This is a genomic window from Shewanella sp. JNE2 (genome assembly GCF_023159115.1).
GTDB classification, from domain to species: domain Bacteria; phylum Pseudomonadota; class Gammaproteobacteria; order Enterobacterales; family Shewanellaceae; genus Shewanella; species Shewanella putrefaciens.
The window spans coordinates 3,856,475-3,881,451 of the sequence record NZ_CP096169.1 but is presented as its reverse complement, the minus strand read 5'-3'; the positions used below and the strand labels follow the sequence as shown (position 1 = coordinate 3,881,451).

24 protein-coding genes are annotated in these 24,977 nt (G+C 43.2%); 12 read left to right on the top strand and 12 right to left on the bottom strand.

Annotation, left to right across the window (positions count from 1 at the left end; translation table 11 throughout):
• The first annotated feature begins 149 nt into the window (after positions 1-149).
• The 3 genes from MZ182_RS17315 to MZ182_RS17305 all read left to right on the top strand — a co-directional run bounded on the left by MZ182_RS17315 (position 150) and on the right by MZ182_RS17305 (position 3,925).
• A complete protein-coding gene (locus MZ182_RS17315; protein WP_248066570.1) occupies positions 150-1,970 on the top strand; it encodes a sel1 repeat family protein in 1,821 nt (606 codons plus the stop codon).
• 210 nt (positions 1,971-2,180) lie between these two features.
• Entirely contained in the window at positions 2,181-3,182 is a 1,002-nt protein-coding gene (locus MZ182_RS17310; RefSeq protein WP_011788070.1) for an NAD(P)H-quinone oxidoreductase, read from the top strand.
• Between the two features lie 338 nt (positions 3,183-3,520).
• Entirely contained in the window at positions 3,521-3,925 is a 405-nt protein-coding gene (locus MZ182_RS17305) for a hypothetical protein (RefSeq protein ID WP_011788071.1), read from the top strand.
• Between the two features lie 115 nt (positions 3,926-4,040).
• Here the strand turns inward: MZ182_RS17305 and MZ182_RS17300 are convergent, their stop codons facing one another.
• The 5 genes from MZ182_RS17300 to cutA all read right to left on the bottom strand — a co-directional run bounded on the left by MZ182_RS17300 (position 4,041) and on the right by cutA (position 10,469).
• Positions 4,041-5,075 (bottom strand): aldose epimerase family protein, encoded by a 1,035-nt coding sequence (locus tag MZ182_RS17300; RefSeq protein ID WP_248066572.1) that lies wholly within the window; start codon positions 5,073-5,075, stop codon positions 4,041-4,043.
• Between the two features lie 28 nt (positions 5,076-5,103).
• On the bottom strand, positions 5,104-6,249 hold the full coding sequence (gene galK / locus MZ182_RS17295) for a galactokinase (RefSeq protein WP_011919968.1): 1,146 nt from the start codon (positions 6,247-6,249) through the stop codon (positions 5,104-5,106).
• Positions 6,250-6,497: 248 nt separating this feature from the next.
• On the bottom strand, positions 6,498-8,141 hold the full coding sequence (locus MZ182_RS17290; RefSeq protein WP_248066575.1) for a cation:proton antiporter family protein: 1,644 nt from the start codon (positions 8,139-8,141) through the stop codon (positions 6,498-6,500).
• Positions 8,142-8,334: 193 nt separating this feature from the next.
• The gene (locus MZ182_RS17285) at positions 8,335-10,149 is read right to left on the bottom strand and encodes a protein-disulfide reductase DsbD (RefSeq protein WP_248066577.1); all 1,815 of its coding nucleotides are present in this window, start codon (positions 10,147-10,149) and stop codon (positions 8,335-8,337) included.
• On the bottom strand, positions 10,146-10,469 hold the full coding sequence (cutA, locus tag MZ182_RS17280) for a divalent-cation tolerance protein CutA (RefSeq protein ID WP_011788076.1): 324 nt from the start codon (positions 10,467-10,469) through the stop codon (positions 10,146-10,148). The genes MZ182_RS17285 and cutA overlap by 4 nt, the downstream gene beginning before the upstream one ends.
• Positions 10,470-10,721: 252 nt before the next feature.
• On the opposite strand from cutA, the gene MZ182_RS17275 reads away from it, so the two are divergent.
• Positions 10,722-11,315: an FxsA family protein gene (locus MZ182_RS17275; RefSeq protein ID WP_248066581.1), complete on the top strand. Its 594-nt coding sequence runs from the start codon at positions 10,722-10,724 to the stop codon at positions 11,313-11,315.
• Here the strand turns inward: MZ182_RS17275 and MZ182_RS17270 are convergent.
• From MZ182_RS17270 to MZ182_RS17260, 3 genes are all read right to left on the bottom strand, one after another.
• Complete coding sequence (locus MZ182_RS17270) at positions 11,312-12,676, bottom strand: diguanylate cyclase (protein ID WP_248066583.1); 1,365 nt, start codon at positions 12,674-12,676, stop codon at positions 11,312-11,314. The two genes, MZ182_RS17275 and MZ182_RS17270, sit on opposite strands and share 4 nt — an antisense overlap.
• Before the next feature lie 54 nt (positions 12,677-12,730).
• Complete coding sequence (locus MZ182_RS17265) at positions 12,731-12,982, bottom strand: DUF2999 family protein (RefSeq protein ID WP_011919963.1); 252 nt, start codon at positions 12,980-12,982, stop codon at positions 12,731-12,733.
• A 165-nt stretch (positions 12,983-13,147) separates the two neighbouring features.
• Positions 13,148-13,690, bottom strand: a complete 543-nt coding sequence (locus MZ182_RS17260) for a hydrolase (RefSeq protein WP_011919962.1) — start codon at positions 13,688-13,690, stop codon at positions 13,148-13,150.
• 295 nt (positions 13,691-13,985) lie between these two features.
• On the opposite strand from MZ182_RS17260, the gene MZ182_RS17255 reads away from it, so the two are divergent.
• The 5 genes from MZ182_RS17255 to aroG all read left to right on the top strand — a co-directional run bounded on the left by MZ182_RS17255 (position 13,986) and on the right by aroG (position 18,774).
• The gene (locus MZ182_RS17255) at positions 13,986-14,324 is read left to right on the top strand and encodes a P-II family nitrogen regulator (RefSeq protein ID WP_011788081.1); all 339 of its coding nucleotides are present in this window, start codon (positions 13,986-13,988) and stop codon (positions 14,322-14,324) included.
• A gap of 10 nt (positions 14,325-14,334) precedes the next feature.
• Complete coding sequence (locus tag MZ182_RS17250) at positions 14,335-15,585, top strand: ammonium transporter (protein WP_011788082.1); 1,251 nt, start codon at positions 14,335-14,337, stop codon at positions 15,583-15,585.
• Between the two features lie 154 nt (positions 15,586-15,739).
• Positions 15,740-16,078 carry a hypothetical protein gene (locus MZ182_RS17245; RefSeq protein WP_248066585.1) on the top strand — a complete coding sequence of 113 codons (339 nt, stop codon included), beginning with the start codon at positions 15,740-15,742 and terminating at the stop codon, positions 16,076-16,078.
• A gap of 163 nt (positions 16,079-16,241) precedes the next feature.
• Positions 16,242-17,429 (top strand): tetratricopeptide repeat protein, encoded by a 1,188-nt coding sequence (locus MZ182_RS17240; RefSeq protein WP_248066587.1) that lies wholly within the window; start codon positions 16,242-16,244, stop codon positions 17,427-17,429.
• A gap of 289 nt (positions 17,430-17,718) precedes the next feature.
• Positions 17,719-18,774: a 3-deoxy-7-phosphoheptulonate synthase AroG gene (aroG, locus tag MZ182_RS17235; protein ID WP_061783124.1), complete on the top strand. Its 1,056-nt coding sequence runs from the start codon at positions 17,719-17,721 to the stop codon at positions 18,772-18,774.
• 47 nt (positions 18,775-18,821) lie between these two features.
• Here aroG and MZ182_RS17230 read toward each other — a convergent pair whose 3' ends face one another.
• Entirely contained in the window at positions 18,822-19,001 is a 180-nt protein-coding gene (locus MZ182_RS17230; RefSeq protein WP_011788085.1) for a hypothetical protein, read from the bottom strand.
• 446 nt (positions 19,002-19,447) lie between these two features.
• Here MZ182_RS17230 and MZ182_RS17225 point away from each other — a divergent pair, with 446 nt between their 5' ends.
• Positions 19,448-21,244: an ABCB family ABC transporter ATP-binding protein/permease gene (locus tag MZ182_RS17225; RefSeq protein WP_248066589.1), complete on the top strand. Its 1,797-nt coding sequence runs from the start codon at positions 19,448-19,450 to the stop codon at positions 21,242-21,244.
• Positions 21,245-21,323: 79 nt separating this feature from the next.
• Positions 21,324-21,581, top strand: a complete 258-nt coding sequence (locus tag MZ182_RS17220; protein ID WP_011788087.1) for a hypothetical protein — start codon at positions 21,324-21,326, stop codon at positions 21,579-21,581.
• Positions 21,582-21,624: 43 nt separating this feature from the next.
• On the opposite strand, the gene MZ182_RS17215 is transcribed toward MZ182_RS17220, so the two are convergent.
• From MZ182_RS17215 to MZ182_RS17205, 3 genes are all read right to left on the bottom strand, one after another.
• Positions 21,625-21,834 carry a hypothetical protein gene (locus tag MZ182_RS17215; RefSeq protein ID WP_011788088.1) on the bottom strand — a complete coding sequence of 70 codons (210 nt, stop codon included), beginning with the start codon at positions 21,832-21,834 and terminating at the stop codon, positions 21,625-21,627.
• 149 nt (positions 21,835-21,983) lie between these two features.
• Positions 21,984-23,474 carry an FMN-binding glutamate synthase family protein gene (locus MZ182_RS17210; RefSeq protein ID WP_011788089.1) on the bottom strand — a complete coding sequence of 497 codons (1,491 nt, stop codon included), beginning with the start codon at positions 23,472-23,474 and terminating at the stop codon, positions 21,984-21,986.
• A gap of 11 nt (positions 23,475-23,485) precedes the next feature.
• Positions 23,486-24,091, bottom strand: coding sequence for a histidine phosphatase family protein (locus tag MZ182_RS17205; RefSeq protein ID WP_011919959.1), 606 nt, complete (start codon positions 24,089-24,091; stop codon positions 23,486-23,488).
• A gap of 195 nt (positions 24,092-24,286) precedes the next feature.
• On the opposite strand from MZ182_RS17205, the gene MZ182_RS17200 reads away from it, so the two are divergent.
• Positions 24,287-24,892 carry a DUF5610 domain-containing protein gene (locus MZ182_RS17200; RefSeq protein WP_011788091.1) on the top strand — a complete coding sequence of 202 codons (606 nt, stop codon included), beginning with the start codon at positions 24,287-24,289 and terminating at the stop codon, positions 24,890-24,892.
• Positions 24,893-24,977: the final 85 nt, after the last annotated feature.

Here is a 24,977-nt window from a genome sequence, read left to right as displayed (position 1 = left end):
GATTACGGTTATTTGCTAGACTGCGCTCGGCGTGATTGCAGTTGGGGTATTCGCTGACCAGTTTTGAATTGAGTCGGCAATTGTGTAGACTCCGCTAGGTTTATGGCGTGAATAGCGTAAAGACTCATCAGCAATGAAAGACTGGTATTATGGGTGTCAGATTAGTACTTAAATTAGTACCTAGATTAGTAACGAGATTGACTCCACTAGGCTTAGGCCTGACTGTGCTTGGGTGCGCCTTAGTGGGGAGCTTTTATTCCCCTCAGTCCTTTGCCTCTATTTGGGATTTATTTACCAATAAGCGAGGAGTGAGTCAGACAAGTGTCCCCAAGGACAGCCCTCGTATTGAGCTCGTTGGCACGCTTCCCGCTGATACTGAGCTAGAGCTTATCGGTTTTTATTCATCAATTTGCACCGAAAAAGAGATGTATTTCCCCAGTGGTGATATCGCTAATCCCCAGTGGCGCACCAAAGGTACGACTTCTCAATTGCGGCAAGTGGTCACCAGTTTGCACAGTGCCAGTCATTTTACCCAATCTGTTGCGTTGCAGGGCGGAGGGTCATGTGAGTGGCAGCTGACTAACATTCAATTGAATATGTCACTTCTGCCCAGTCATCGCCTGTGGCAGGAAGCGCAATCCTTGAAAAAGCAGTATTTAGCTGAGTTACCTGTCGCCAAGGTGAAAGATGAAGCCCTTGAAAAAGATGCTTTTAAGCAGTCTTTTGACTTGATACCCACCTTAAAGGAAGCTGATGCGGCCAGCGTTGATAGCAATGACGCCACTATCTCCTTTTCACCAATTTATTATCCTATTTACAGTTATGCCCCCGAGGATAAGCAGCCCTTTGATGTTGGGCTGAAAAGCAGTTTGCAGCGCGAGGTTTCTGACCGATGGAGTTTGCAACACTCGAGGCGTATCCGTTTAACCGATGAACGGGTAACACGGGTGAATTTTATCCCTCACATTGCTGAAGATTATGCTGTGAATATCCATATCTTGGACAGAAAAGCCAAGGTAAGTTATCCCGATGGCACCGAGTTTACCTACATCAAGGCCGATTTACGGCTTTATCCTTACGATTCTGCAAAATCCCGCTTCAACAGCTTACAGCGCAGTGCGCGTCTTGAAGATAAAAGACAGTTAGCCAAGATTTACGATTCAGGCATTGAGCATGTGTTTAAAGGGGATAAAGCCAAGGCTGAAGTCTTGTATCGCGAATTGGGTGAGGCAGGGGATATGGAATCAATCAACTGGCTTAGAGAACGGGCTCGTTGGGGCTACATTAAAGATGGCCAGTACTGGTTAGAGTGCGCTGCTAAGCTTGGCGATATTCAAGCTCAACTGGAGTTAATTAATCAACCCTTATCCGTCATTCCTCTGGGTAAAGTGAATACTGGCCAAGCAAAAATCCGTGAGCAGCAAGCATGGCAAGCGTTAACTGAACTGACTAAGCAGGGAATACCTCAAGCCGTCAGCACGATGGCGTATTATCAAGTGTTTTCTTGCTCGCCCTATTTTGATACCACCGCAGCGCTGGATAATTATCGTAAAAGTGTTAAAGCGCAACCTGATTTAGCCCAGGGCGCTGCTGAAACCTATTATTACTTTAAAGAGGATTTTAAACAGGCCGAGGAGTTTTGGGATATTGCCGCTGAGCAGGATCTATATAGTGCTGCTGAATTTGCCAATATTTTAATGACAGATAAATATAAAAATGTGGCTAAAGCACGATATTTACTAGAGAAAGTCGCTAATTACGGTGCTGAACAAGGTCTTCAAAATAACATTATGGGTACGGCGTATTTTCAATTGGCGACCTTACTTGAGAATGCAGATAGTGGGGATAAAGATCTTGGTCGTGCGCTCGCCCTTTACCAGATGAGTATTGATCTTGCTGCAGGTTTTTCAAATGATTATGAAACTCAAGCTAAGGCGAGAGTGCAAGCACTACAAAATTTATCGAGATAGCGAATAAAAGTGGTAATCAGGTTTGAAATTGCGCTAGCTTAGCCCCAATAACTTCTAGTCAGGTCTTTTGTATCGAATAAATATTGTTCCTCTCATTACGCGTTAATTCCTGCCGTTTTCACGCGGTAATTGACGAGTTTTGTGCAATGTCTTAGTTAACTATTCGCATATAAAAGAGTTAAGCCGTTACCTTCGCTAAAGGAATATTCTATGTCAGCTTTACCTAATGATTATGTCCATATCCATATTGAACAAGCTGGTGCACCTGAGGTGATGCAGCTCGCTCGCTCCCCTTTACCTATCCCTTCGGCAGGACAAGTGCTTATTCGTGTGCATGCGGCAGGGGTGAATGGGCCTGATATCAAGCAAAGAGTCGGTATATATCCGCCTCCGCCAGGGGCATCGCCCATTATAGGGCTTGAGGTTGCAGGGGAGATTTGCGCTCTGGGTGACGGCGTAAACCAATGGCAAATCGGCGATAAGGTATGCGCCTTAGTTCCGGGCGGTGGTTATGGTGAGTATGCGCTGACCTATGCTGCCCATTGTTTACCAATACCAACTGATTTTAGTTATGTTCAGGCTGCTGCATTACCGGAAACCTTGTTCACCGTATGGGGCAATTTGTTTATGCGTGCGGGGCTAAAAGCAGGTGAAACTGTGCTCATCCATGGCGGTTCTGGCGGTATCGGTAGCACAGCCATTCAGCTTGCAAGTGCGTTAGGAGCCAAAGTGATTGCTACCACAGGCAAGGATGAAAAGCGCGACTACTGCTTGGGTCTAGGTGCCCATGAGGTGATTAACTATCAAAGCCAAAACTTTGTTGAAGCCGTGATGGCATTCACGCAAGACAAAGGGGTAAATGTGGTATTTGATATTGCGGGTGGTGACTTTATCAACTTGAATTTACAAGCTCTTGCAATGGATGGGCGAATGGTGTCAGTAGCCATGCAGCGTGGCCCTAAAGCCGAGGTTGAACTCTTTCGCTTAATGGCAAAGCGCATCGTTTGGACAGGTTCCACCTTAAGACCGCAGAGTGTGGAGTCTAAAGCCGCAATCGCCAATGAATTGCAAACAACCGTATGGCCGCTTTTGGATAGTCATAAAATAGTGCCTAATATTTTTGCAACTTTTCCGTTGAATGAGGCTCCTAAAGCGCATGCTTTGATGGAGTCTGGCGAGCATAGGGGAAAAGTGGTTCTCACATTGGTTTGATTAAAACGGCAAGTGAGCGATTAGGATGAATTTTACAGTAAAGCTGTCCTAGTCAGTCTTTTGATGGATTAAAGGGCTGAATAAAAACTGGCAGCGATGGTTTTTTCGACTAAAGTCGTTAGTGCCGCAACTTTTTGGGGACTTTGGCTGAAATTAATGCGTAATAAGTGAAAATTTCATGGTATGAGGCATTGATTATCGGAAATATTCTGTAAAAATACCCACTTGAAAACGTCAGAGACAATCCGGCGCTATTTGTGGATCAAAGCAAGCGACACTTCGCTTATTCAGACTAAAAAACTCATGGTGTATGTGTTGATTTAAGGGTATTGGCATATATGTATAACACAGCAAAGAAACAAGTTTGGTATGGTGAGCTGAGAACATCGAAAGGCAATGCGATTGTCGTCCATGACAACCAACTGCCAGACGCCTCTCCTGGACGAATCTACCTATACAATACAGAGCGTGACGCCATTGTTGAGTACGTGGAAGATATTGTTAAAGTGAACCTATATGACTTAGATGAGGCTGCGTTAAAAGCTGCTGAGGCTAAGTTTGGTGGAGCATGGAAAGCGGCTAGATCTCAATTTATGAGCAAACATCAAGCTCGTATTGATCTTAATAATGTCAAAGAGACCGCTCCTGTACGTAAGGCGAAGCCTGAAGTTGAGCCTGAAATTGAAACCGATGCTATCGGTGCAGATTTTGATGATGACTGGGGCGATGATTTTGATGATTAACACAGTGTTGGCCTAGAGCCAAATGCTGTAAGGAATAAAATAGCCATTATTTTATTCCTTATCCCTACCTTTTATATTTTTCCAACCTGTTTTTCTAAATCCACAATCTTTATTATTAGGCATAAGTATCAAACTGATAGCGACTAATATGGTGGTAAATTTCCCCCGGTACTAACCAGACATTATCACCACATAAATGGGGTTGGTTTGGTGAATCAGGCGGCATTTGAGGTTCTATACATACGCCATGGTGTTGATTGAAAACCTGTTGATGACGGCCTAACGTCCCTTTTAAAAAATTGGAACAGTAAAGTTGGACACTCGGTTGATTGGTAAATACTGTCATAGCGCGGCCGCTCACGGGGCTGCTTAAACAACCAAAGCGTGCAAGGGAACCTTCGGAATTATTCATCAAATAGCAGTGATCGTAGCCATGGGTACTAGCGAGTTCGGCTGAATGTAGTTTATCACCGAGACGTACGGCTTGACGTAAGTCGAAGATAGAGTTTTCAACGCTCGCGATTCCAGTAGGAATGCTGACACCATTTATGGTCAGATAACGCTCGGCATCCACTTGCATAAAGTGGTTGTGGTTAGTATCCGAGCCATCAAGATTGAAGTAACTGTGTTGAGTCAAACTAACGGGGCAAGGCTTATCTACAGAGGCTAACATTTCGACATAGAGGTTATTGGCCGCTAAGCGATAGTCTAATTGCACAGTACAATTACCAGGAAACCCCATGTCACCATCGGGGCTAACTAGTGTTAAGCGTACTCCATCGGGGAGTGTACCTAATTGCCAGACTTTGCGATTAAAACCTTCACGTCCTCCGTGTAAACAGTTCGTCGCTTGATTGATATCCAGTTGATAATTTTGCCCTTGATAGTGCATTTTGCCATTAGCAATGCGATTAGCAAAACGGCCAGTAATGGCACCAAGATGGGCATTTTGGGTGAGGTAATCTTCGACGCTATCGCAACCAAGTACAATATTGCCACGTTCCCCATGTTTATCGGGTGTCCAAAGTGAGCGAATAATACCGCCTAAGCTGATAACTTCTAATGCAAGAGTTCCATTGTCTATCCGTACTCGTTCGATTTCGCCACCGCGGGGATCCGTCCAAGGTTCTAATACACTGAAACGTACCATTTCGCTTCCTTCTGTATTTTGTTAGCAACTAGTTATCGATACGACCCGCTCCAGCACTTGCAGAACATAAATAGACTGTGGCATCGATCCCTGTTTTCTCGAAAAAATCATGCTCTACAGCCGCAACGACCTCATCGGTAAGTTCATGATCCACTAAAGCCACGACACAACCATCTGTCATACGTATGCCGCCACGTACTCCTATCACTTGGCCAACAATGTCAACTAAGGTGTCAAATTCGGGCAAGGTCACTTCAAAATCATCCCTGAGTGAGGCATGGGATTGCGCCATTAACTGGCTAAATTTAGTGATATTATTTTGTTCGAGTGCGCGCGCAGCACTCTGAGTGCGTTTATTCTCGGTCACTACATGTTTGGCGCGGCGATATAGAGTGTCAGTTAATTTATCTTTAGCACTTTCTAACTGACGCAAATCCAAGTGGCGCAATGCATCTAAACCAAAATATTCAGCAGCTTGGGCACACTCATCGCGGCGTTGTTGATTGGTGGCCGCTAAGCGCTGTTTTTCAATATGAGCATCTATGATGATAAGGCTTAAATTTTCGGGGATCGAAATGGCTTCACTGTCGAGATCCAAACAGTCGATCAGTAAAGCGTGGTCCTGCTCACCCATGGCACTGATCATATGATCCATAATGCTGCAGGCCGATTTTACATATCTATGCTCACCACGCTGGGCTAATTGCGCGACTGCCATGGGGGATAAGTGTAGTTGGCTGCTATCACTGATTGCGGTGCCAAAAGCAACCACAAGCGCCCCTGAAGAAGATAAACCCGCGGCTAAAGGAACATCACCCACTATGGCTAAATCCAGTCCTTTTGCTAATAGGCCTGTGTGAGCCATGGCCGCTGTGAGTCCTTTTAGATAATTCACCCAGCCATCAGCCGGATCAATATGCCCCTCTTGGCCGAAGGTCCACTCTTTGAGTTGTCCAGGAAATGCATCGGTAACGGCGCGAAACTTGGTATCTTCACGACGCTTAACCGCAATAACGGTATGAAAATTAATGGCTGCTGGTAATACAAAACCATCGTTGTAATCAGTATATTCGCCGATCAAATTGACTCGGCCTGGGGCTTGATATAAATCATCGGCTTTAGTGCCAAAGGTTTGGACAAATAACTTAGTGGCGCGCTGCGCAGGGTTTGACATGCTGTGAAAACTTCCAAAAAAGCTGAGCTAATTTCGTTCTTGTCTTCGATTTATATCACGACTGAGTCGGCTATGTAACTGAGATTTTGTATCGTTATTGCGATGGAGAGAAAAGAGAAAATCGATAGTCTTCTTGAGTGCAAGTTAATCATCTTATATAAGTTATGTAGCCATTTGATTTGTAAAGAATAGTAAATTACAAGTGCGATAGGCTCAGTGGTATTCCTCTGAGCCTATCTAATGCTTTGTTAACTCACATTGTTTAATGTACTTGGCTTTAATGCATCTTGCTCTTCGAGTGTTGTTTTATCAGAGGCTTGCAGTAATTCATGGATAACATGGTCGACAAAACCTGCACCAGCGGCTTCGTACAAGTTATAAACACTGTGCACACCGGATGCCCTTAGTGCATCGGCATCATCACTGTACTGAACTATCGCACTGATTTTGCCTTGATAATCGAGTTTTTTGAGTTGTTCAACTGCAAACATATTTCCTGCATGGTGTGGCATGGCGAGCAGTACGAGTTCGAGATTGGGTGCATGGTCGAGTTTTTCCCAAAAGTCGGTATCTGATGCATCGCCCTTGACCACATTGCGGCCGTTGGCTCTGTGTAAATCCACCAATTCTTGCTTATGTTCGATACCAAGGATTTCACCCTCAAATTTGTTACGTAGCTCATCGTAGGCACCGCTACCAATACGACCCATTCCTAGAATTAAGAAACGGGGATTGCCAATGGCGATTGGCCTATCTTCTGGGTGTAATGGCTGTTTTTCAAATCTAACCAACCGCTGTTGGAATCTCTGATAGATATTGCCGACAGTCGCATTGAGTGGAGCTGCGAGTAAGAAACTAAAACTTAAAGCCACTGCAATAATGACTAACCACTGCGAAGGTAACCAGCCTTTACTGGTGGCCACCGCGGCGACAATTAAGCCGAACTCACTAAAATTACCTAGATTAAAAGAGCCTAACATTGAGGTACGCGAGCGTAGCTTAAAGCGGGTAAGAATATAGACAAATAATAGAATTTTTAACGGTACTAATAGTACTAAAAGGGCGGCGAGCACGATATCGGATACCGAAGGTAAGCCATTGAGCCCAATGGTTAAGAAGAAGGCGACAAGAAAAAGTTCTTTAAAATAGAATAAGGATTTTGCGAGTTCAGAGGATTTTTTATGCCCTGCGAGTAGAATCCCGATAATTAAGGCGCCTAAGTCAGGTTTTAAGCCCACGACTTCAAATAACCAAGCACCGACCACAAGTGCCATCACCAGTCCGAAAAGCACTAATAGTTCACCGTGGCCGACACGGTCAAAGGCTTTGTAAATAAGCGGCTTAGCCAGCGGTAATAAGAGTAATGCGAAGGCCCAAACCGAAGGTACATCTCCCTTGGAAATGGTTAAAAACAGTACGGCGAAAATATCCTGCATAATCAGGATACCAATGGCAACACGACCATAGAGAGATTGTATATCCCCCTTATCCTCCAATACTTTTACGGCAAATACGGTGCTTGAAAAACTTAAGGCAAAAGTAAGTAGGGTAAGTTGCTCAATATTAAGGCTAGTCAGTTGACTTAAGCCGATAAGGCCTAAGATTTTAAGAATGGGCACAAATATTAGCATTGATAGTATTAAGTGTATGCTCGAACCTGCCCAAACCTCAGCTTTGAATAGACTCCGAATATCAAGTTTTAAGCCAATAGCAAAGAGCAATAGGGTAACCCCGAGGTTTGCGAGTTCTTGCAGTAGTGGCAGACTTTCTTTTTCTATGCCTAAAACAAACAGCACAAAGCCCGCCACTAAATAGCCGATGAGAGGTGGGAGTCCTATCCTGCTGACGAGCATGCCGCAGACGAGTGTGATGACAAGGATAGCCGGTTCCATAATGCTCCAATTTAAAAAGTCCACAATAAGAATGAATTGTATAAGAAATCGATGACAGAGCGATAAAAAAGCGGACTTTTAATTAAAAAAGTCCGCTTTTCTTTGTGGTTGTGTCAAAGCAGTGTTTAAACCCAAACTACCATAATTTTATCTTGGGGCTTTGCTTAACATTATGTTCTATAAGGCGTTATCTTTATTTTACTAGGTGATCTAAATGGGCCGCGAAGTCTTTAGGCCCCATAAAGCCTGTTACGCGTAAATCTTCTCTTTGCTCGCCCTGTTCATTAAACATCAAGAGCGTTGGCAATCCAAGCACATTGTATTTTTCTAAAAGAGCGACATCCACAGCATCCGTTTTAGTCACATCGGCTTGCAATAACACTATTTTATTCATGCGATTTAAGACTTCTGCATCCTTAAAGGTTATGGCTTCAAATTCTTTACAGGCAACGCACCAATCAGCATAAAGATCTAACATCACAGGTTTGCCTTCGGCCACTGCCGCCGTAATTTCGCGATCTAGATCTTCTACTGACTTAATGCGTTTGAAGCCATGGGATTCTTCGGACGTCACCGCGACGCCCACAGGATGATGGCTAAAACCAAAATGCCTCATTACTGATTGAAAACCATAGGAGAAGCTAGCGAGGAGAGTCAGCATTAACAGTACCGAACGGACAGTCTGTTTCCAGTTAAAGGTGCTCAGTTTGTTTTGGTGCATCAAGTAGCCAGTGAAACTAATGCCCCAAAGTGACCAAAGCACATCGGAAATGACGCCAGTCCAAATACGGCCAAGCATCACAATGGACACTGCTATGAGAAGGAAACCAAACACGGTTTTAATGATATTCATCCATGCTCCAGCGCGCGGCAGCAATTTACCGCCAGAGGTGCCAATGATCAATAAAGGCACGCCCATTCCCATGCTGAGTACGTAAAGCGCTAAGAAGCCTTGGAGTAAATCACCCGTTTGCGCCACATAGACTAATGCGCCTGACAGTGGAGCCGTTGTACAAGGAGATGCCACTAGACCCGAAATCACCCCCATCAAAAATACGCCAACTAAGTTGCCACCCTTTTGACTGTTTGATACCGAGTTCATTTTTTCCTGCCAGCGTGATGGCAGTTTTAAATCATAAAGGCCAAACATCGATAAGCTAAGAACAAAGAACAGGATAGCCAATACCACTAACACAGCAGGATGTTGGAGTGCGGCCTGATATTTCATCCCGGCTGAAGCGACAACTAAGCCCAGAAGTGAGTAAGTAATTGCCATACCTTGTACATAGGCCATGGACAAGGTAAAAGCTTTTGCCGTTGAGAGTTTTTGTCCTTGGCCGACAATAATGCCAGACAAAATGGGGTACATAGGAAAGACGCAGGGCGTCAGTGCTAAACCAATACCTAAGCCAAAAAAGATCACTAAGGTCCAAATTAAGCTGTCGTTGGATAGCATTTGGCTTAGGGTGTCTTGTTGAGTGATAGGTTGGGTGGTTTTATCTGGACTGACTGCTTGAGTCTTTGTCGCGTCACCATTGGCTAGAATACCGTCGTTGGCAGCTACGGCTTTAAGGGACACTTCGCGCTTTGTGGGCGGATAACATAGTTTGCCTTCGGCACATCCCATAAAGGTAACAGTGAGTGTACTATTTTCATCGGCTTGCTTTAGGCCAACAGGAATATCTACATAGGTGTAATAGACTTCTTGTTCGCCAAAATATTCATCGGTATGGGGTTTACCCTGGGGTAAGGCGATGGTGCCTAATTCGGCACCATTGACGGAGAATACCAGTTTATCGCGGTACATATAGTAACCGTCGGCGATAACCCAATTGAGTTTGACTTGATTTCCTTCCTGCTTGTAATCGAAAACAAATGCCTTATCGACGGGCATTAGTTCTGGTTCACTTTTTAAAAAACCAAAGGTGTTTGCTAAAACGCCCTCGCTATAGGTTAACGGAGCGAGGAGCAATAAAGAGGTTAAGATAAGGCTAAGTAGTTTTTTCATGGCTGCGTGTTATCTTTTATCCAATCTAAGTAAGCTGGTAGCCCGTGAGTCACAGGTACGGCAATTATTTCAGGTACTTGATAAGGGTGGAGTGTTAGCACAAGTTGTTCTAACTCGGCATAACGATTTTGTAAACATTTAATGTGTAAGCTAATTTCTTGCTCTTCACAGATTTTCCCCTCCCACGAATATATAGAACGAATAGGCGCCGATATATGCACACACGCGGCAATACGCGACTCGATTAAGGCGCATGCTAAGGTGTTGGCCAGTGACTCATCTGGGCAGGTAGTGCTCACCACTAAATATTGATCTTGCATGGTATGGGGTATCGTCCCTTAACAATCTTAAACTTCACTTAAGCCCGTTGGGGTAAGCTACTTTACGTGTTTTCATGGTCTCATACATTAACGCGTTAACAAAAGGGTGAGCTAAATTACATTCCGATGTGGACTATGCTCGTACTGATGACTTGATTTAAGACCGGACAACCCCCATTTAGTTTACAGTGATAGTGAGATAAAAACGGATAATCGGATAAAAACGGATAGTGAGATAAAACTGAGGTCGGTATGTTATTCATTCTATTTTTACTTTTTGTGCTGATCCCTGTGGTTGAGCTATCGGTGCTAATACGTGTTGGTGAAGTGTTAGGAACGTGGACCACCATTGGCTTAGTTCTCTTTACCGCGATACTTGGGGTATCTCTGGTGCGCAGCCAAGGGATCAGTACTTTAATGCAAGTGCAACAAAAGCTCACAAGGGGCGAAGCACCTGGGCAAGAAATTGTCGAAGGCATGATGCTAGCGATGGCGGGTGTGTTGTTGGTTATACCCGGATTTGTAACGGATTTTATTGGCTTATTGCTTTTAACGCCGTTAACTCGTCGCCCTATTGCTGCTTTGGTCTTTAAACGTATGCAGTTACGCGTGGTTGCGGGATTGCATGGTGGAATGAAGGGCGGTTTTGGTGAAGGGCCATTTAGTCAGCATACACAAGACCCGGGATCTAACCCATTTGGACACTCGCCTTTTGAACAGGATAAACCCGCTCAGGGAAATACCTACGAGGGCGATTTTGAGCATAAAGAGGATCCTCTCGAGCACAAGCCAAGGATCCACCAAGTTTCAGATAAAGACATAGATCCAAAGGAGCCTAAGATTTAGCTGTCAGCTTTGTCTATCGCGGTGATAATACAGTTACGGCCAGCGCGCTTAGCGGCAAATAGCGCATCGTCAGCAGCCCGTAAACATCGTTGATAGTCTGGATGCCCATCATACATTGCTAAACCAATACTGACTGTAATTTGTAGTTGTTGATTGTGTGGCAGTAAAAAGGTTTCACGCTCAACTTTGCGTCGGATATTTTCAGCCGAGAGAGCCGCTTCTCTGACGTTTATATCGACTAACAACATTAGAAATTCCTCTCCACCGAGGCGAAATAAATAATCTCCACCTCGACCTGTATTACTCAGTAATGCCGCCAGATGTTGCAATACAAGGTCACCGCCTTCATGTCCATAGGAATCATTTACGGTTTTAAAATGGTCAATATCAATAGCAAGTATCGCAAATTGACTTTTATTACGCCGACTATAGCTGACTTCTTTCGTCATCACTGCGGGGAGAAATTTTCTGTTTAACAACCGCGTAAGAACATCACGACCAGATTCAACCTCTCGATTTTGCTCAAATAAAAGATCAAGATAGTAACGGATAGATTTAGATTGCTCGCGCAATTCACGAAGGCATTGGAGCTTTTTGGTATCGGCTTGTAAGGAGGGTAATGCTAAAAGAGGTAGCAACACATTATCAATATGGTTAATACCGTCATTAATCAGTGTTATCTCCTCCGCGCCCGCAAAAGCGTGCTCTGCTTTATGGCGAAACCATAAACCAAACTCAGAAGAATATAATGGCTGAAGTAGCGCTGCATCAACACCACTTGCGCAATCAAACATGACTTTGTTTTCCCAATCTAGGAACGCGGCACGTTGTTTATCTTTTTCATGGGCAATGTTTTGTGCAATAGCATGTAAGCGATAGGCTTCCTCTGAGCGGGAATTTCGCTCATGTGAGTTAGAATACGCTTGGCTCATTATCTCCATTGCCAAATCAATCAAGATACTTGCATGGGATGCAAGTGCGTGACTGGTTAACTGGGTGATTCTTGTTTTTAGGTAGCGAGCGCCATTGAGTACTAAGTGTACTGGTACACCAATTCGGGCGTGAATTTCACCAATTTTTATCTGTTGTGCAACGAGTGCTTGAATATGCTCGGTCGTCTGACTTTGAAACATATCCGTCAACCATTGTTGCATTGATGCTTTTAAGCGTTTTTGTACTAAATCATTAGACAAGAATTCAGATGCTGAACTGTCTTGCATCATCGCTTGATAAAAAGTATCGCTAAGGGCATGTTGATTTTGATGAATAAGGTGCTCTAGTTGCCCTGCATCAGATCTGGAGAGGTTGTTGACTAAGGCAAGCCATTCAGCAGTATATTTTTCGGTGCCGATAGTTGGCATGAGCATAATCCTTACTTCACTTGTTCTTGCGGTGTTGTATTTAAAGGTAGAGGGTTATTGCTGAAATTGCGCCTTTGCAGCTTCCACTTTGGCGAAGTCTAAACCGAGCTCCAGTACCGCCTCTTTGATCAACGCAGGCTTTTGCATTACCAGCGCCATAAGCTGCTGTAATTTTTCAGGTGGGATCCCCAACTGACCAATCGTTGCCATGGCAGCAAACGGATTTTCTGTTAAGGTTTGGAATAGCGCATTAATTTTGGCGTCGCTGATATTGTGCTCTTTTAAAATGGCAATAATGGGATTCATTGTATTACCTTGCTGATGTCAATACGAAATAGGCTCTGATGTTATCACAAACTGCTTGGTGAGTGTGAAGGGAGGGCGAGGGGATAACATACAGTAAATATAGATGAAGGAAAGTGACCTATAAAATTCTGCAAATTATCCCATGTTAATAAATGGTCCAGTAGGTTATTTAATCAGCTTTAATAGTGCCTTAAAGCGTTCACCTTGGGCTTGGTGTTGTAACTCAAATAGCAATGATTCCACATTGGTGAGTAGCGCGCCTTTATTCGTCATCATTTGTATACCGAGTTGCTTGTTAGTCTCACTTCGTGATGAGACAGCATCTGCGACTAAGTGCACCAAATATTGGTTCGCTAGTAAATCACAGCAGGTTTGATAAACACACACATGGGTTTCTATCCCTGCCAAGATGATTTGTTTACGTTCAGTTTGAATTAACGCTTGCTTAAATTCATCACAGCGCCAACCGCTAAAATGTGCTTTGGCGATAGGCATGTTGGTTTTTTCAAGCAATGTTTGTAATTCTGGGCTAGTTGCGCCGAGTTTATCTGGGAGTTGCTCTAGCCATAAAATGGGGATTTCAAACAACTGCGCGCCTTGAATTAAGGTTTGGAGTTGCTGGTGGAGTTGTTCACTACCTTGCATAATCTGAGCGAGTTTTCCCTGCACATCCACGATGACAAGCACACATTCTTCGGGTTTTAACATTGTGCTTTCCTTTTGCATTTTAGTTTATGACGGCGTTTTTTTCATATCACGCTGTATCAGTAAACCCTAATTCCCCACGGTTACCAATAGGCATAAGGTCGAATAGTTCTGCACTTAAACAGATCACTAAAAGAGTGCGTTGCTAAGTGTTATGCACAAATGTGGTGCATTTTTAAGCGCAACATAAGGTCTGTTTGTATTAAATATATTATAAATCAATATATTAAATTATTGGCCTGATGATTGAATTACCTTTGATACAAGTTAATAACAATCGTGTTTTTTGGAGGTCAGGATGAAACTAGTCAGCGCTATCATCAAGCCATTTAAGTTGGATGATGTTCGTGAAGCTATCGCCGCAATTGGTATTGAAGGTATGACGGTGACCGAAGTTAAAGGTTTTGGCCGTCAGAAAGGGCACACAGAGTTGTACCGTGGTGCTGAATATCAAGTAGATTTTTTGCCGAAAGTAAAATTAGAAATTGCCACAAAGGCTGAAAATCTCGACATGCTGATAGAGGCTATTACCACAGCAGCTCATACGGGAAAAATTGGCGACGGTAAAATTTTCGTCGTTGACTTAGAACATGCTATCCGTATCCGTACGGGTGAACTCGACTCTGAAGCGCTATAAGGGGCTGATAATGGAAGAATTAACAAAATTAGGCGTTACAGTCACAGAACTACGCTTTGCACTTGATACCTTTTATTTTTTAATCTCAGGTGCTTTGGTCATGTGGATGGCTGCGGGGTTTGCCATGCTAGAAGCGGGCTTAGTACGCTCAAAAAATACTACTGAAATTTTAACTAAAAACGTGGTTCTTTATGCAATTGCCTGTGTGATGTACCTCTTAGTCGGCTACAACATTATGTATGTCGATAATACCGAGGGCGGTTGGATACCCTCCATCGGCACTTTAATCGGTTCACAATCTGCTGATGCGAGCCATGCGTTAGAGTCTGACTTCTTCTTCCAAGTGGTGTTTGTGGCAACGGCGATGTCAATCGTTTCAGGTGCAGTGGCTGAACGCATGAAGTTATGGGCGTTTCTTTGTTTCGCCATCGTCATGACTGGGGTGATTTATCCTATTGAAGGGTATTGGACATGGGGCCAAGGGTTTATTGCCAAATTAGGTTTTGTTGACTTTGCTGGTAGCGGTATCGTGCACATGACAGGCGCTGCGGCGGCGATTGCAGGGGTGTTATTACTCGGTGCTCGTAAAGGTAAATACGGCCCTAACGGTCAAGTCAATCCCATTCCTGGTTCTAACTTACCCATGGCAACCTTAGGTATGTTTATTCTGTGGATGGGGTGGTTTGGGTTTAATGGTGGCTCTCAACTTATGGTGTCTGATGCTGAAAACGCAAGTTCAGTGGCAAAAGTGTTTATGAATACCAATACTGCCGCGGCCTTTGGCGCTATTTCTGCCCTTATTGTATGTAAAATGATTTGGGGGAAAGCAGACTTAACAATGATTTTAAACGGTATTCTAGCGGGTTTAGTCGCAATCACTGCCGATCCTTTATCTCCTTCATTTTTAATGGCGGGCGTCATTGGCTTGGTTGCTGGTGGTGTAGTGGTGTTCTCCATTGTCGGATTAGATCGCGTTAAGATTGATGATCCTGTCGGGGCTATTTCAGTTCATGGTGTGGCAGGTTTTCTTGGTCTGATGTGCGTACCTTTATCGAATGCTGATGCAACCATTACGGCACAGCTAACTGGTGCTGCGATTATCTTTGCTTGGGTATTTTGTTCCTCATTTGTCGTATGGTCTATTATCAAAATGACTATGGGTATTCGAGTTTCTGAGGAGGAAGAATATAACGGTATGGATGCTTCCGATTGCGGTATCGACGCTTATCCTGAGTTTGTGACAGTAAAAAATGCCAGCTAAAAACTCACTGATATGACTTGATGCCATAACAAGATCAGGGGATAGTAAAGCAGAGCTTAGTGCTCTGCTTTTTTATGGGGTTATTTCAGTGGCTCTTGCGCTCTAGCATGTAGAATTGAAGAAAAGCATCTTGTTGCAAATTAAGGAGTGACCGATGAACTTGATTGCAAATACTGTGCGGCGTTCTGGCTTACTAAGTCTTATCGCCATTAATATATTGTTGGCTATGCCTGTAGTGGCTGGGGAAGTGGTTGTTACCCGTTCGAGTGAGCCTTTCGACGCTTTTGCTGTCCGCGATCAAGTGCTTAAAGATTTTGAATGGCAAGAATCGCTTCGTCGACAGGAGCAGATCCAAATCTTAGAGGCTTTGCCCATTGGTTGTGTTGCTGTGATAAAGCCCTATCGCCATTTCTCCTGTGGTGAGAGCGCGTATCGACCCTATCATTATCAGCAAAGGGAATTATATATAAAAGTTGATCCCCCTAGAGGATAAGGGTTTTAACTTCACCATGCTAAAAATGGTTATCTTTCACAATGAATTAGGGGAGTATTCTTATTTAGGGCTTGAGCCGAATTCATTTTTTGTAACTATTTTATAACGTTTTTTCTGCCATTTGTTATAAGCTCAAATAAGCGCTAATGGTGTGGGAGGACGTATGTCGAAACTATTCCGAGCTGTCTATTTAACTGCTTTTTTAGGCGTTGCACTTGTCCAATTATGTGCCTGTACGACTGTGACTACGCCTAAGACGGATGAGGTAGAGTCTTTGTTTGCAGACTTACTCTTTACCCCTGTGACTGACATTCCCTCAATTAAGGATATTTTCTATTTACCCCCTGAAGTCGTCAGTGATATTAAACGTACCTATGATAGAAATGCTTTATCTTTAAATAGTGCTATTGCTGCAAACGAATGGTTAGTAAGGTACATCAGTGCAAATCAAACTGGGGCTGAGAGCAATTTTCGTTATCAAGATAACTTGACGCAAGTGGCATATGAAACTTATCTCCAAAGGGCCGGTAATTGTATGTCACTTGTTGTCATGACCTCTGCCTTAGCGGATATTTTGAATATTGAAACCGAATTTCAAGATATCGCCATTGAGCCTATGTGGGATAAGCAGGGGGATTTCTATTTAATTAATGGTCACGTTAATTTACGTTTGTTGCCCTCTGGTACTAGGCATACGGTTTATATGTCATCCCATGCCATTCTCGTTGATTTTATGCCGGAGCGTGCCCTACGAGGCTATGCCAAGACACAAATCAGTCGGCAAACATTGATCACTATGTTTTACAATAACATGGCTGCGGAATCTCTAGTCAATGGTAACTTAGATCGTGCCTATGCCTTGGTAAAAGCAGGTGTAAAGGCGGGGCAGTTTATTCCGGCGCTCAATACCTTAGCCGTTATTTATCGCCATAAAGGGGATGAGAAGCGTGCAGAGCAGGTATATCGGTACGCGTTAAGGTTCGATGCGCAAAATATGACAACACTCTATAATCTAGCGGTGATTTTAGGGGATCAAGGTCGATTAGATGAATGGGCTAAGATCCATAAAGTGCTCGAACTTTCCCGTATCCGTAATCCCTATTATTACTATGATATGGCACAACAAGCATTTGATGAAAAACAATATAACCAAGCATTGAGCTGGTATCAAAGGGCGCTTGAGCGGGCCGATTATCGCCATGAGTTTTTCTTCGGTATCTCGCAAACCTATTGGGCTTTAGGGGATAAAAAACGTGCTCAGCTCAATATGGAAAGAGCCATGGTACTCAGCCGTAGTGCTACTGAAAGATATCGTTATCAAGCTAAACTTGAAGCAATGAAACATCATTAACGGCCGACCTAAATAGCTGCGGAGGATAGTTGATACCTAAGCCCATCTCAAATGCAGATCCACGGCTGTATTCGATTTTACTAAGAATGACTGTGATTTCTGCTGCATATTTGAATTTATAGTTTTTAAAAATATATTAAAACAATAAGTTATATTTGATTTTTTGAAATAGAAACAACTTGGTTGCATTAGCGCTTCAGACTGGATAAATTGAACTCAGTATTGCCGTTGAGATCCCGTATTGCAGCGATAGAAATAGCCTAAGACACCAGAGTTGGAGCAGTAAATTATGCATTACCAAAACGATGACGTTCGCATTAAAGAAATCAAAGAATTACTTCCTCCCATTGCGATTCTTGAACGATTTCCTGCTTCCGAAAAAGCCTCTGCCACTGTATTTAATGCCCGTCAAAGTATTCACCATATTTTAGCGAAAAATGATGATCGCCTTTTAGTGGTAATCGGCCCTTGCTCTATCCATGATCCTAAAGCCGCATTGGAATATGGTCAGCGTCTTGTTTCTCTGCGCGAGCATTATAAAGATCAACTTGAGATTGTGATGCGAGTGTATTTTGAAAAGCCAAGAACGACTGTGGGTTGGAAGGGGTTGATCAACGATCCTTATATGGATAACAGTTTTAAACTGAATGATGGACTGCGTACCGCCCGAAAATTATTAGTGGATTTAAATGATAGTGGTATGCCAACGGCGGGAGAGTTCCTTGATATGATCACGCCACAATATATGGCCGACTTAATGTGTTGGGGAGCCATTGGTGCGCGTACAACTGAGTCACAGGTACATCGAGAGTTGGCATCGGGGCTTTCGTGTCCTGTCGGGTTTAAAAATGGCACTGATGGTACGATTAAAGTCGCTATTGATGCGATTGGTGCTGCAAATGCACCACACCATTTTCTTTCTGTCACCAAGTTTGGTCATTCTGCGATTGTGTCAACTAAGGGGAATCCCGATTGCCATATTATTTTGCGTGGTGGACGCGAACCTAACTACAGTGCGCCCCATGTCGCACAGATAAGTGAGCAGCTACAAAAAGCCAAATTACCCGATAATGTGATGATCGACTTTAGTCATGCTAATAGTAGTAAACAGTATCAGCGCCAAATGGTAGTCGCTCAAGATGTGGCTGACCAAGTTGCCGCAGGCAATAAAGCTATTTTTGGCGTTATGGTCGAGAGTCATTTAGTGGAAGGGCGTCAGGATCTCGTTGATGGGCAAGATTTATGCTACGGCCAAAGCATTACCGATGCCTGTATTGGTTGGGATGACACTGAGCGTTTGTTGGCTGTATTAGCCCAAAGTGTGATTGAGCGTCGCAAGGCCTAAAAGTCGGTCAGTAAGCAAAATAAAGGCGCTTTTCAGCGCCTTTATTTTTATGATTTATTGCTTATTTCGGCTAAATATTCGTTTGCTTTGGCTAAGCTACCAAAGGCGGCAATCAGGTTGTTTCGACCTTTGTCCTGAATTTCTGGATTGCCTGATTCTATCATCATCCACACCCAAGTTTGGATCAGTGGTAATGGCGGGTATTGAACTTTAGCGGAATCCAACATAAAGCTTCCTTTGATCTTGATTTAATTGAGTTATCTTAATATTACCGCCAGATATAAGTCAGTTGCGCTTATACCGTTCTATCTAGCGTCTTGAGATTAGCAAATTTTGTGGCTTTTCATCACCAACCCCAATGGCATTTTGGGTAAATCTTGAAAAATAATCAACACTATAAATCTCACTAATAACGCTTATTTTAGGGGGTTGCATATCGATAAGTTTATTCTTTGTGAGTTAAATGTGTTCATGGGTGCTGTTGATAAATTTTTACATGGTATGTCTCTTATAAGTCGTAGGAATGACATTACGATTAACGAGTCTATCTGCCCCAATTCTGATTGTCTGTCAGATAAATCTGATTGATTTTGTTCAAGCTTTGTCGGTTTGATTTCACCCAATGTTGATATCTGCTGTTACAATTGGCCTAACTCATTTAAGGTTAAGTCATATGCGTCCAACATCATATTTTGAAGGTCCAATAGATAAGCTAAACTGGCATGTCCTCAAGTTACTTTGGCCCTATTTGCTTGAATATAAAGGTCGTATTACCTTGGCTATGTCTTGTCTTGTCGTCGCAAAACTGGCCAGTGTCGCATTACCATTTATCCTTAAACAGTTAGTCGATACTTTAGATGACGATAAAACAATACAGGCATTAAGTGTTCCTGTTGGCCTAGTGCTTGCTTACGGTGCGGTGCGTTTATTGACTGTTATTACTGGGGAAATACGCGATACGCTATTTGGTCGAGTCACTGAACGAGCTATCCGACGTTTGGGGTTAGCGGTATTTGATCATTTGCATCGGCTAGATTTAGATTTTCACTTAGAGCGAAGAACGGGGGGCTTATCACGGGATATTGAGCGCGGCACGAGTGGTGTGAGTTTTTTAATGCGCTTTATGGTATTCAATATCGTGCCAACCTTACTCGAAATTGCCATGGTGATTGGTATTTTCTTCTTTAATTACGGTGTCGCCTTTGCATCAATTACTTTTTTCTCTGTACTGGCTTATATCCTTTTTTCCGTTATTGCGACTGAATGGCGCACCGAATATGTGCGTGATGCCGCTAAAGCTGATTCGCTATCCAACACAAGGGCTATAGATAGTTTACTGAACTACGAAACTGTAAAGTACTTCAATAATGAGAAATATGAGTCTGAGCGATATGATCAAGCTCTGGACCAATGGGAAGTGGCGAAGCGAAAAAACCGTTTATCGCTCTTTGCCCTAAATGGAGGGCAGGCTTTAATTATTGCATTAGCGATGACGGCCATGATGGCGCTAGCGGCTTATCGTGTCACCTATGGCGAAATGACATTGGGTGATTTTGTATTAATTAACGCGTTTATGATGCAACTCTTTATGCCATTAAATTTTCTCGGTTTTGTTTATCGTGAAATCAGGGGTGCCTTAGCTAATATTGAACGTATGTTTAGCCTGCTTGATAAATATCCTAAGATCATCGACTCACCAAATGCCCTCGATTTTCAGCCATCAAAAGGTGAGCTTTCTTTTGAGAACGTCAACTTTAGCTATGATGATAGACCTATTCTGCGGGATGTGAGTTTTAAGGTCGCTGCGGGTAAAAAAGTTGCGGTTGTTGGTGATAGTGGAGCAGGTAAATCGACACTGATTAAACTCCTTTTTCGTTTCTATGATGTTGATCAAGGCGCGATTAAGATCGATGGTCAAGATATTCGTCATTTGACTCAAGATGCACTACGGCGTGCGATCGCGATTGTACCGCAGGACACTGTACTTTTTAACGATTCCTTAGTTGAGAATATTCGTTATGGTCGCCCTAGCGCGAGTGATGATGAAGTCCGAAATGCCATTAAACTCGCACACTTAGAACAGTTTATCGCTTCACTTTCCCAAGGTTGGGATACTAAAGTGGGTGAGCGCGGCTTAAAGTTATCTGGCGGAGAAAAGCAACGAGTCGCTATCGCCAGAGCCATTCTTAAGGGATCGCCGGTGCTAGTGTTTGATGAGGCAACCTCATCACTGGACAGTCGTTCTGAGCAGGCTATTTTATCGGCGCTACGTGAGGTGGCTAAAGGGCATACTAGCTTAGTGGTTGCCCATAGACTTTCGACAATTGTGGATGCCGATCAAATTGTTGTATTGAGCCAAGGTAAGATAGTTGAGCAAGGTAATCATGCTTCTTTGCTGGATATGGGAGGGTTATACGCGAAATTGTGGCGAATACAAAATGAGCAATCACAAGCCCCTGTGGATGTTTAATTGCACAATACAGTTCAGTCTTTATTCAGCTTCAGATCTCTATACTCAAGAGCCATCAATCAATCGGTAGAGGTGTGGCATGGAGAATATTTCACTTAGAGTCAATATTGAAGGCAAAGAAGAGAAAGTCGCCACTGATTGGTTTGCAATTATGGCGACCTTAAAAAAACGTGGTGTGGATTATGATTCACTACAACGTATTCATGCAGAACTCAGTGCAGGGCTAAAAGTCACGACAAGACGTCTTACGCTGGCCAAAATGAATGAAGAAATACCTCTCGTCGGCGTGATCCGAGATATGAACATCTCTCATAGAGAATCAATAGGGATGCATTAGATATCGCTGTTGATACAACTGCAGGGGAAGATAGGGAAACGATTTACAACATTCCCTTCAGTTTTCCCCCTTTCCAGCCTTCGCATAACAAATTTAATTTAGTTGTCGATTCATCTATAAGGGTGAGTCTAATAATCTGCCCTTCACGAAAACACACAAGCTCGCCTTCGATTTCGGTCAAGCGATTACAGCTCTTACAGCTCGTGCTTACAGTTTTACTGGCGGGCAGTTGACTTCCAAAGCTTGATTTCAAAGTGTTTCCTCAATTGTGTGATGCCGATTTAGCATTTTAATTATGCCATACCTCACGGATCTTACCCCTTTTGTGATACGCATTCAAATATACTCCACTTACCTAGTGTAGTCGAAAGTTGTATAAGCATGAAATTTTGGCGACTTTTCTTACTGATCCATGTGGGAATAGTATTTATCAAGGGAAACAGACAGACCACTGTCTAGCACTATCCTAACGTGGGAAGGTTTAAGCTGCCTTGGTTCTTTCACGCCGCAGGAGTGAGCAATCAAACCAAGGTCGTGATGTAGGTTGCGGTTATAGTTGGCGACACGCGTAGATTTATCCCTTGGGTTTAGGCCTTGTTGTAGCTTTTTATTGTGAGTCGTTATTCCTGTTGGACAGGTATCTTTGTTACATTGTAAAGCTTGAATGCATCCAAGGGCGAACATATTACCGCGAGCAGAGGCAATAAAATCGGCACCTAGTGCTAATGCCCAAGCGACTTTTGACGGCACGATCAATTTACCGGATGCGATAATTTTTACTCGTTTCCGCAAACCCCGTTGGATCAAAATATCAACTAATATCGGCAAACTTTCTTTAAGCGGTAAACCTACATAGTCCATCAAAGACTGTGGTGCTGCACCAGTTCCCCCGTCAGCACTGTCTAAGGTAAAAAAATCAGGGGCGGAATCTTCACCTCGGCGCTCAATTTCATTACAAAAGTCTTCCAGCCATTGAACATCACCGAGTACGGCTTTAATTCCTGTGGGTTTACCTGTTACCTCACGCACTCTGGCGATCATGTCCAAAATATCGCCCACGGATTTAAATTCGATATGACCATTGGGGCTAATGGAATCCAATCCTTGAGGAATACCGCGAATATGGGCAATTTCTTCGGTGACTTTTATGCCCGGCAGTATGCCGCCTTTACCAGGCTTTGCTCCTTGGCTCATTTTGATTTCAAACATTTTAACTTCTGGATGGGCGGCAATGGATTTGAGTTTTGCATCGTCTAAGTGACCATGTTCATTACGTACGCCATATTTTGCTGTACCGATTTGAAAAACAAGATCACAGCCACCCTTGAGGTGATAGGGACTTAGACCACCTTCACCAGTGTTTAACCAACAACCCGCGAGTGCAGCTCCGTGTGATAGTGCGGTAATTGCGGGTCGTGAGAGGGCACCATAACTCATCGCTGAAATATGGCAAATGGCTTGAGTGGTATATGGTTCTCTGCAGTGAGGGCCGATAGTGACAGGGTAAATTGGCGTGATATCTTCATCTTGGGTAGGGAAGGCTGTGTTCATAAACATAATTGTGCCAGCATTATCCAAGGGGCGAGTCGAACCAAAGGCAATTGTTCTATCCACATTCTTCGCGGCGCGGTATACCCAGCTTCGTTCAGCACGGTTAAAAGGCAGTTCTTCTCTATCTTGGGCAAAGAAGTATTGTCTAAAAAATTCTCCTTGTTTTTCAAATAAGTATCTAAAACGGCCTATCACGGGATAGTTGTGTCTGATGGCTTGTTTTGTTTGCATCTTATCGACGATATACATGTAGAAAAGGGCAAGTACACCGAATCCTATTAGGATTAAAAATAATCCAGAAAACAGATCTAGCCCCCACATAAACCAATGTTGTTCACTCATTTTGTGATCCTTTATTCTTGTCCATAACGTGTCGCAATTAGACTTGCAGCTTGACTATCACCGATGGAAAGCAAAAAAAGTTGGCTGTAATCATCTTCATTGATGGCGCTGATCTCGGGTCCACCCAATGCTTTGATAATAAGAGGGATAGTATTGGAGTGCCCGACAATTAATGAATTCCCCTTTACCGCATAGACTTGTTCAACGATTTGTTGGATATGCTCTTCGATAGGTTTTTGAGCAGGCACTATAGTTACGGGTAAATGACGTACTTTACTCATGGGAGACAGCGTTTGTTGCGTGCGTTGATACTGCGTGGCAATAAGTTGAGATAGTGGTGTACGATTTAAGGCAGTAATAAGGGCTACGGCTCGCATTTCTCCTTGAGGAGATAACTGGGGATCATCAATCTGCAGGTTAATCTTTTCAGCATGTCTTACTAGGACGATCAATCTCGTATCTGCTACGGCTTGATTTATGGAAGACGCAGCAAAGCAGAGCAATAACAAAAAACCAGTTAATAGCTTAATGGGTGACAGATAAGGGATGAAACGACGATTTGTCAAACTCACTACTACTTGAAAATTAAACTGATTGATGTCATGACATGCTGCCATTGCATTACATCCTTTTTATCGATTTAGATAAGCATTTTAGTGATTGGTTGAATAGGTACTTTTAAAAATAACCACCAATTTATATTGGTTTTATCATAGCGTTACGGCTTGATAATAGTGTAATTTTAAAAATTACTAAAGTTGTTCAAATTTTGGTCGATAATTAGGTCGACCCGAATTGAATGGATAGCTACCATGGAAATCAATAAATCCGCTCCGACTCAGCAGAGCACATCTTTGCCCCATAAAAATGTCCCTAAAGATAACGAGGCGAGTGAATCTAAAGCGGCAGCAGCCCCCTCTAAGCTCACGGCACAACAGACAAGTAAAAATCTGATGAATCAGGCCATTTTATCCGCACAGCAGGATGTGAATATCAAGGCTGGTGATAAGTCTATGGTCTTACTCTATCGCGCAGCAATCGAGGCGATAAACAAAGAGTTAGCACCGAGCATGGGTGAGAATGCCATTCAAACGGCTTATGACAATGGCGTTGACACTTCGCCAGAGGCGACGGCCGATCGCATTGTTAGCTTTGCAACGCAGTTTTTTAGTATCCACCAGCAGCAGAACTCAAGAATGAGTTTCGATGAACAGCTCGATAGTTTCATGACCATTATTGGTGGCGCTATAGATAGTGGTTTTAAGGATGCAAGAGAGATTTTATCAGGTCTTAAAGTGCTGCAAGGCGATATTGCTGATGGCGTTGATAAAACTTATTCTCTGGTACAAGAGGGTTTACAAGCTTTTAGAGATAGCTTTAATAAGAAAAACGATAACAGTCAGACTGCTGCCACATAATGCCAATAGCTTCTGCATTTAACTTACCCTAAACCCCTTTATTACAAGGGGTTTTTTATTAACAGCGAATCATAGTGTTGTTTAA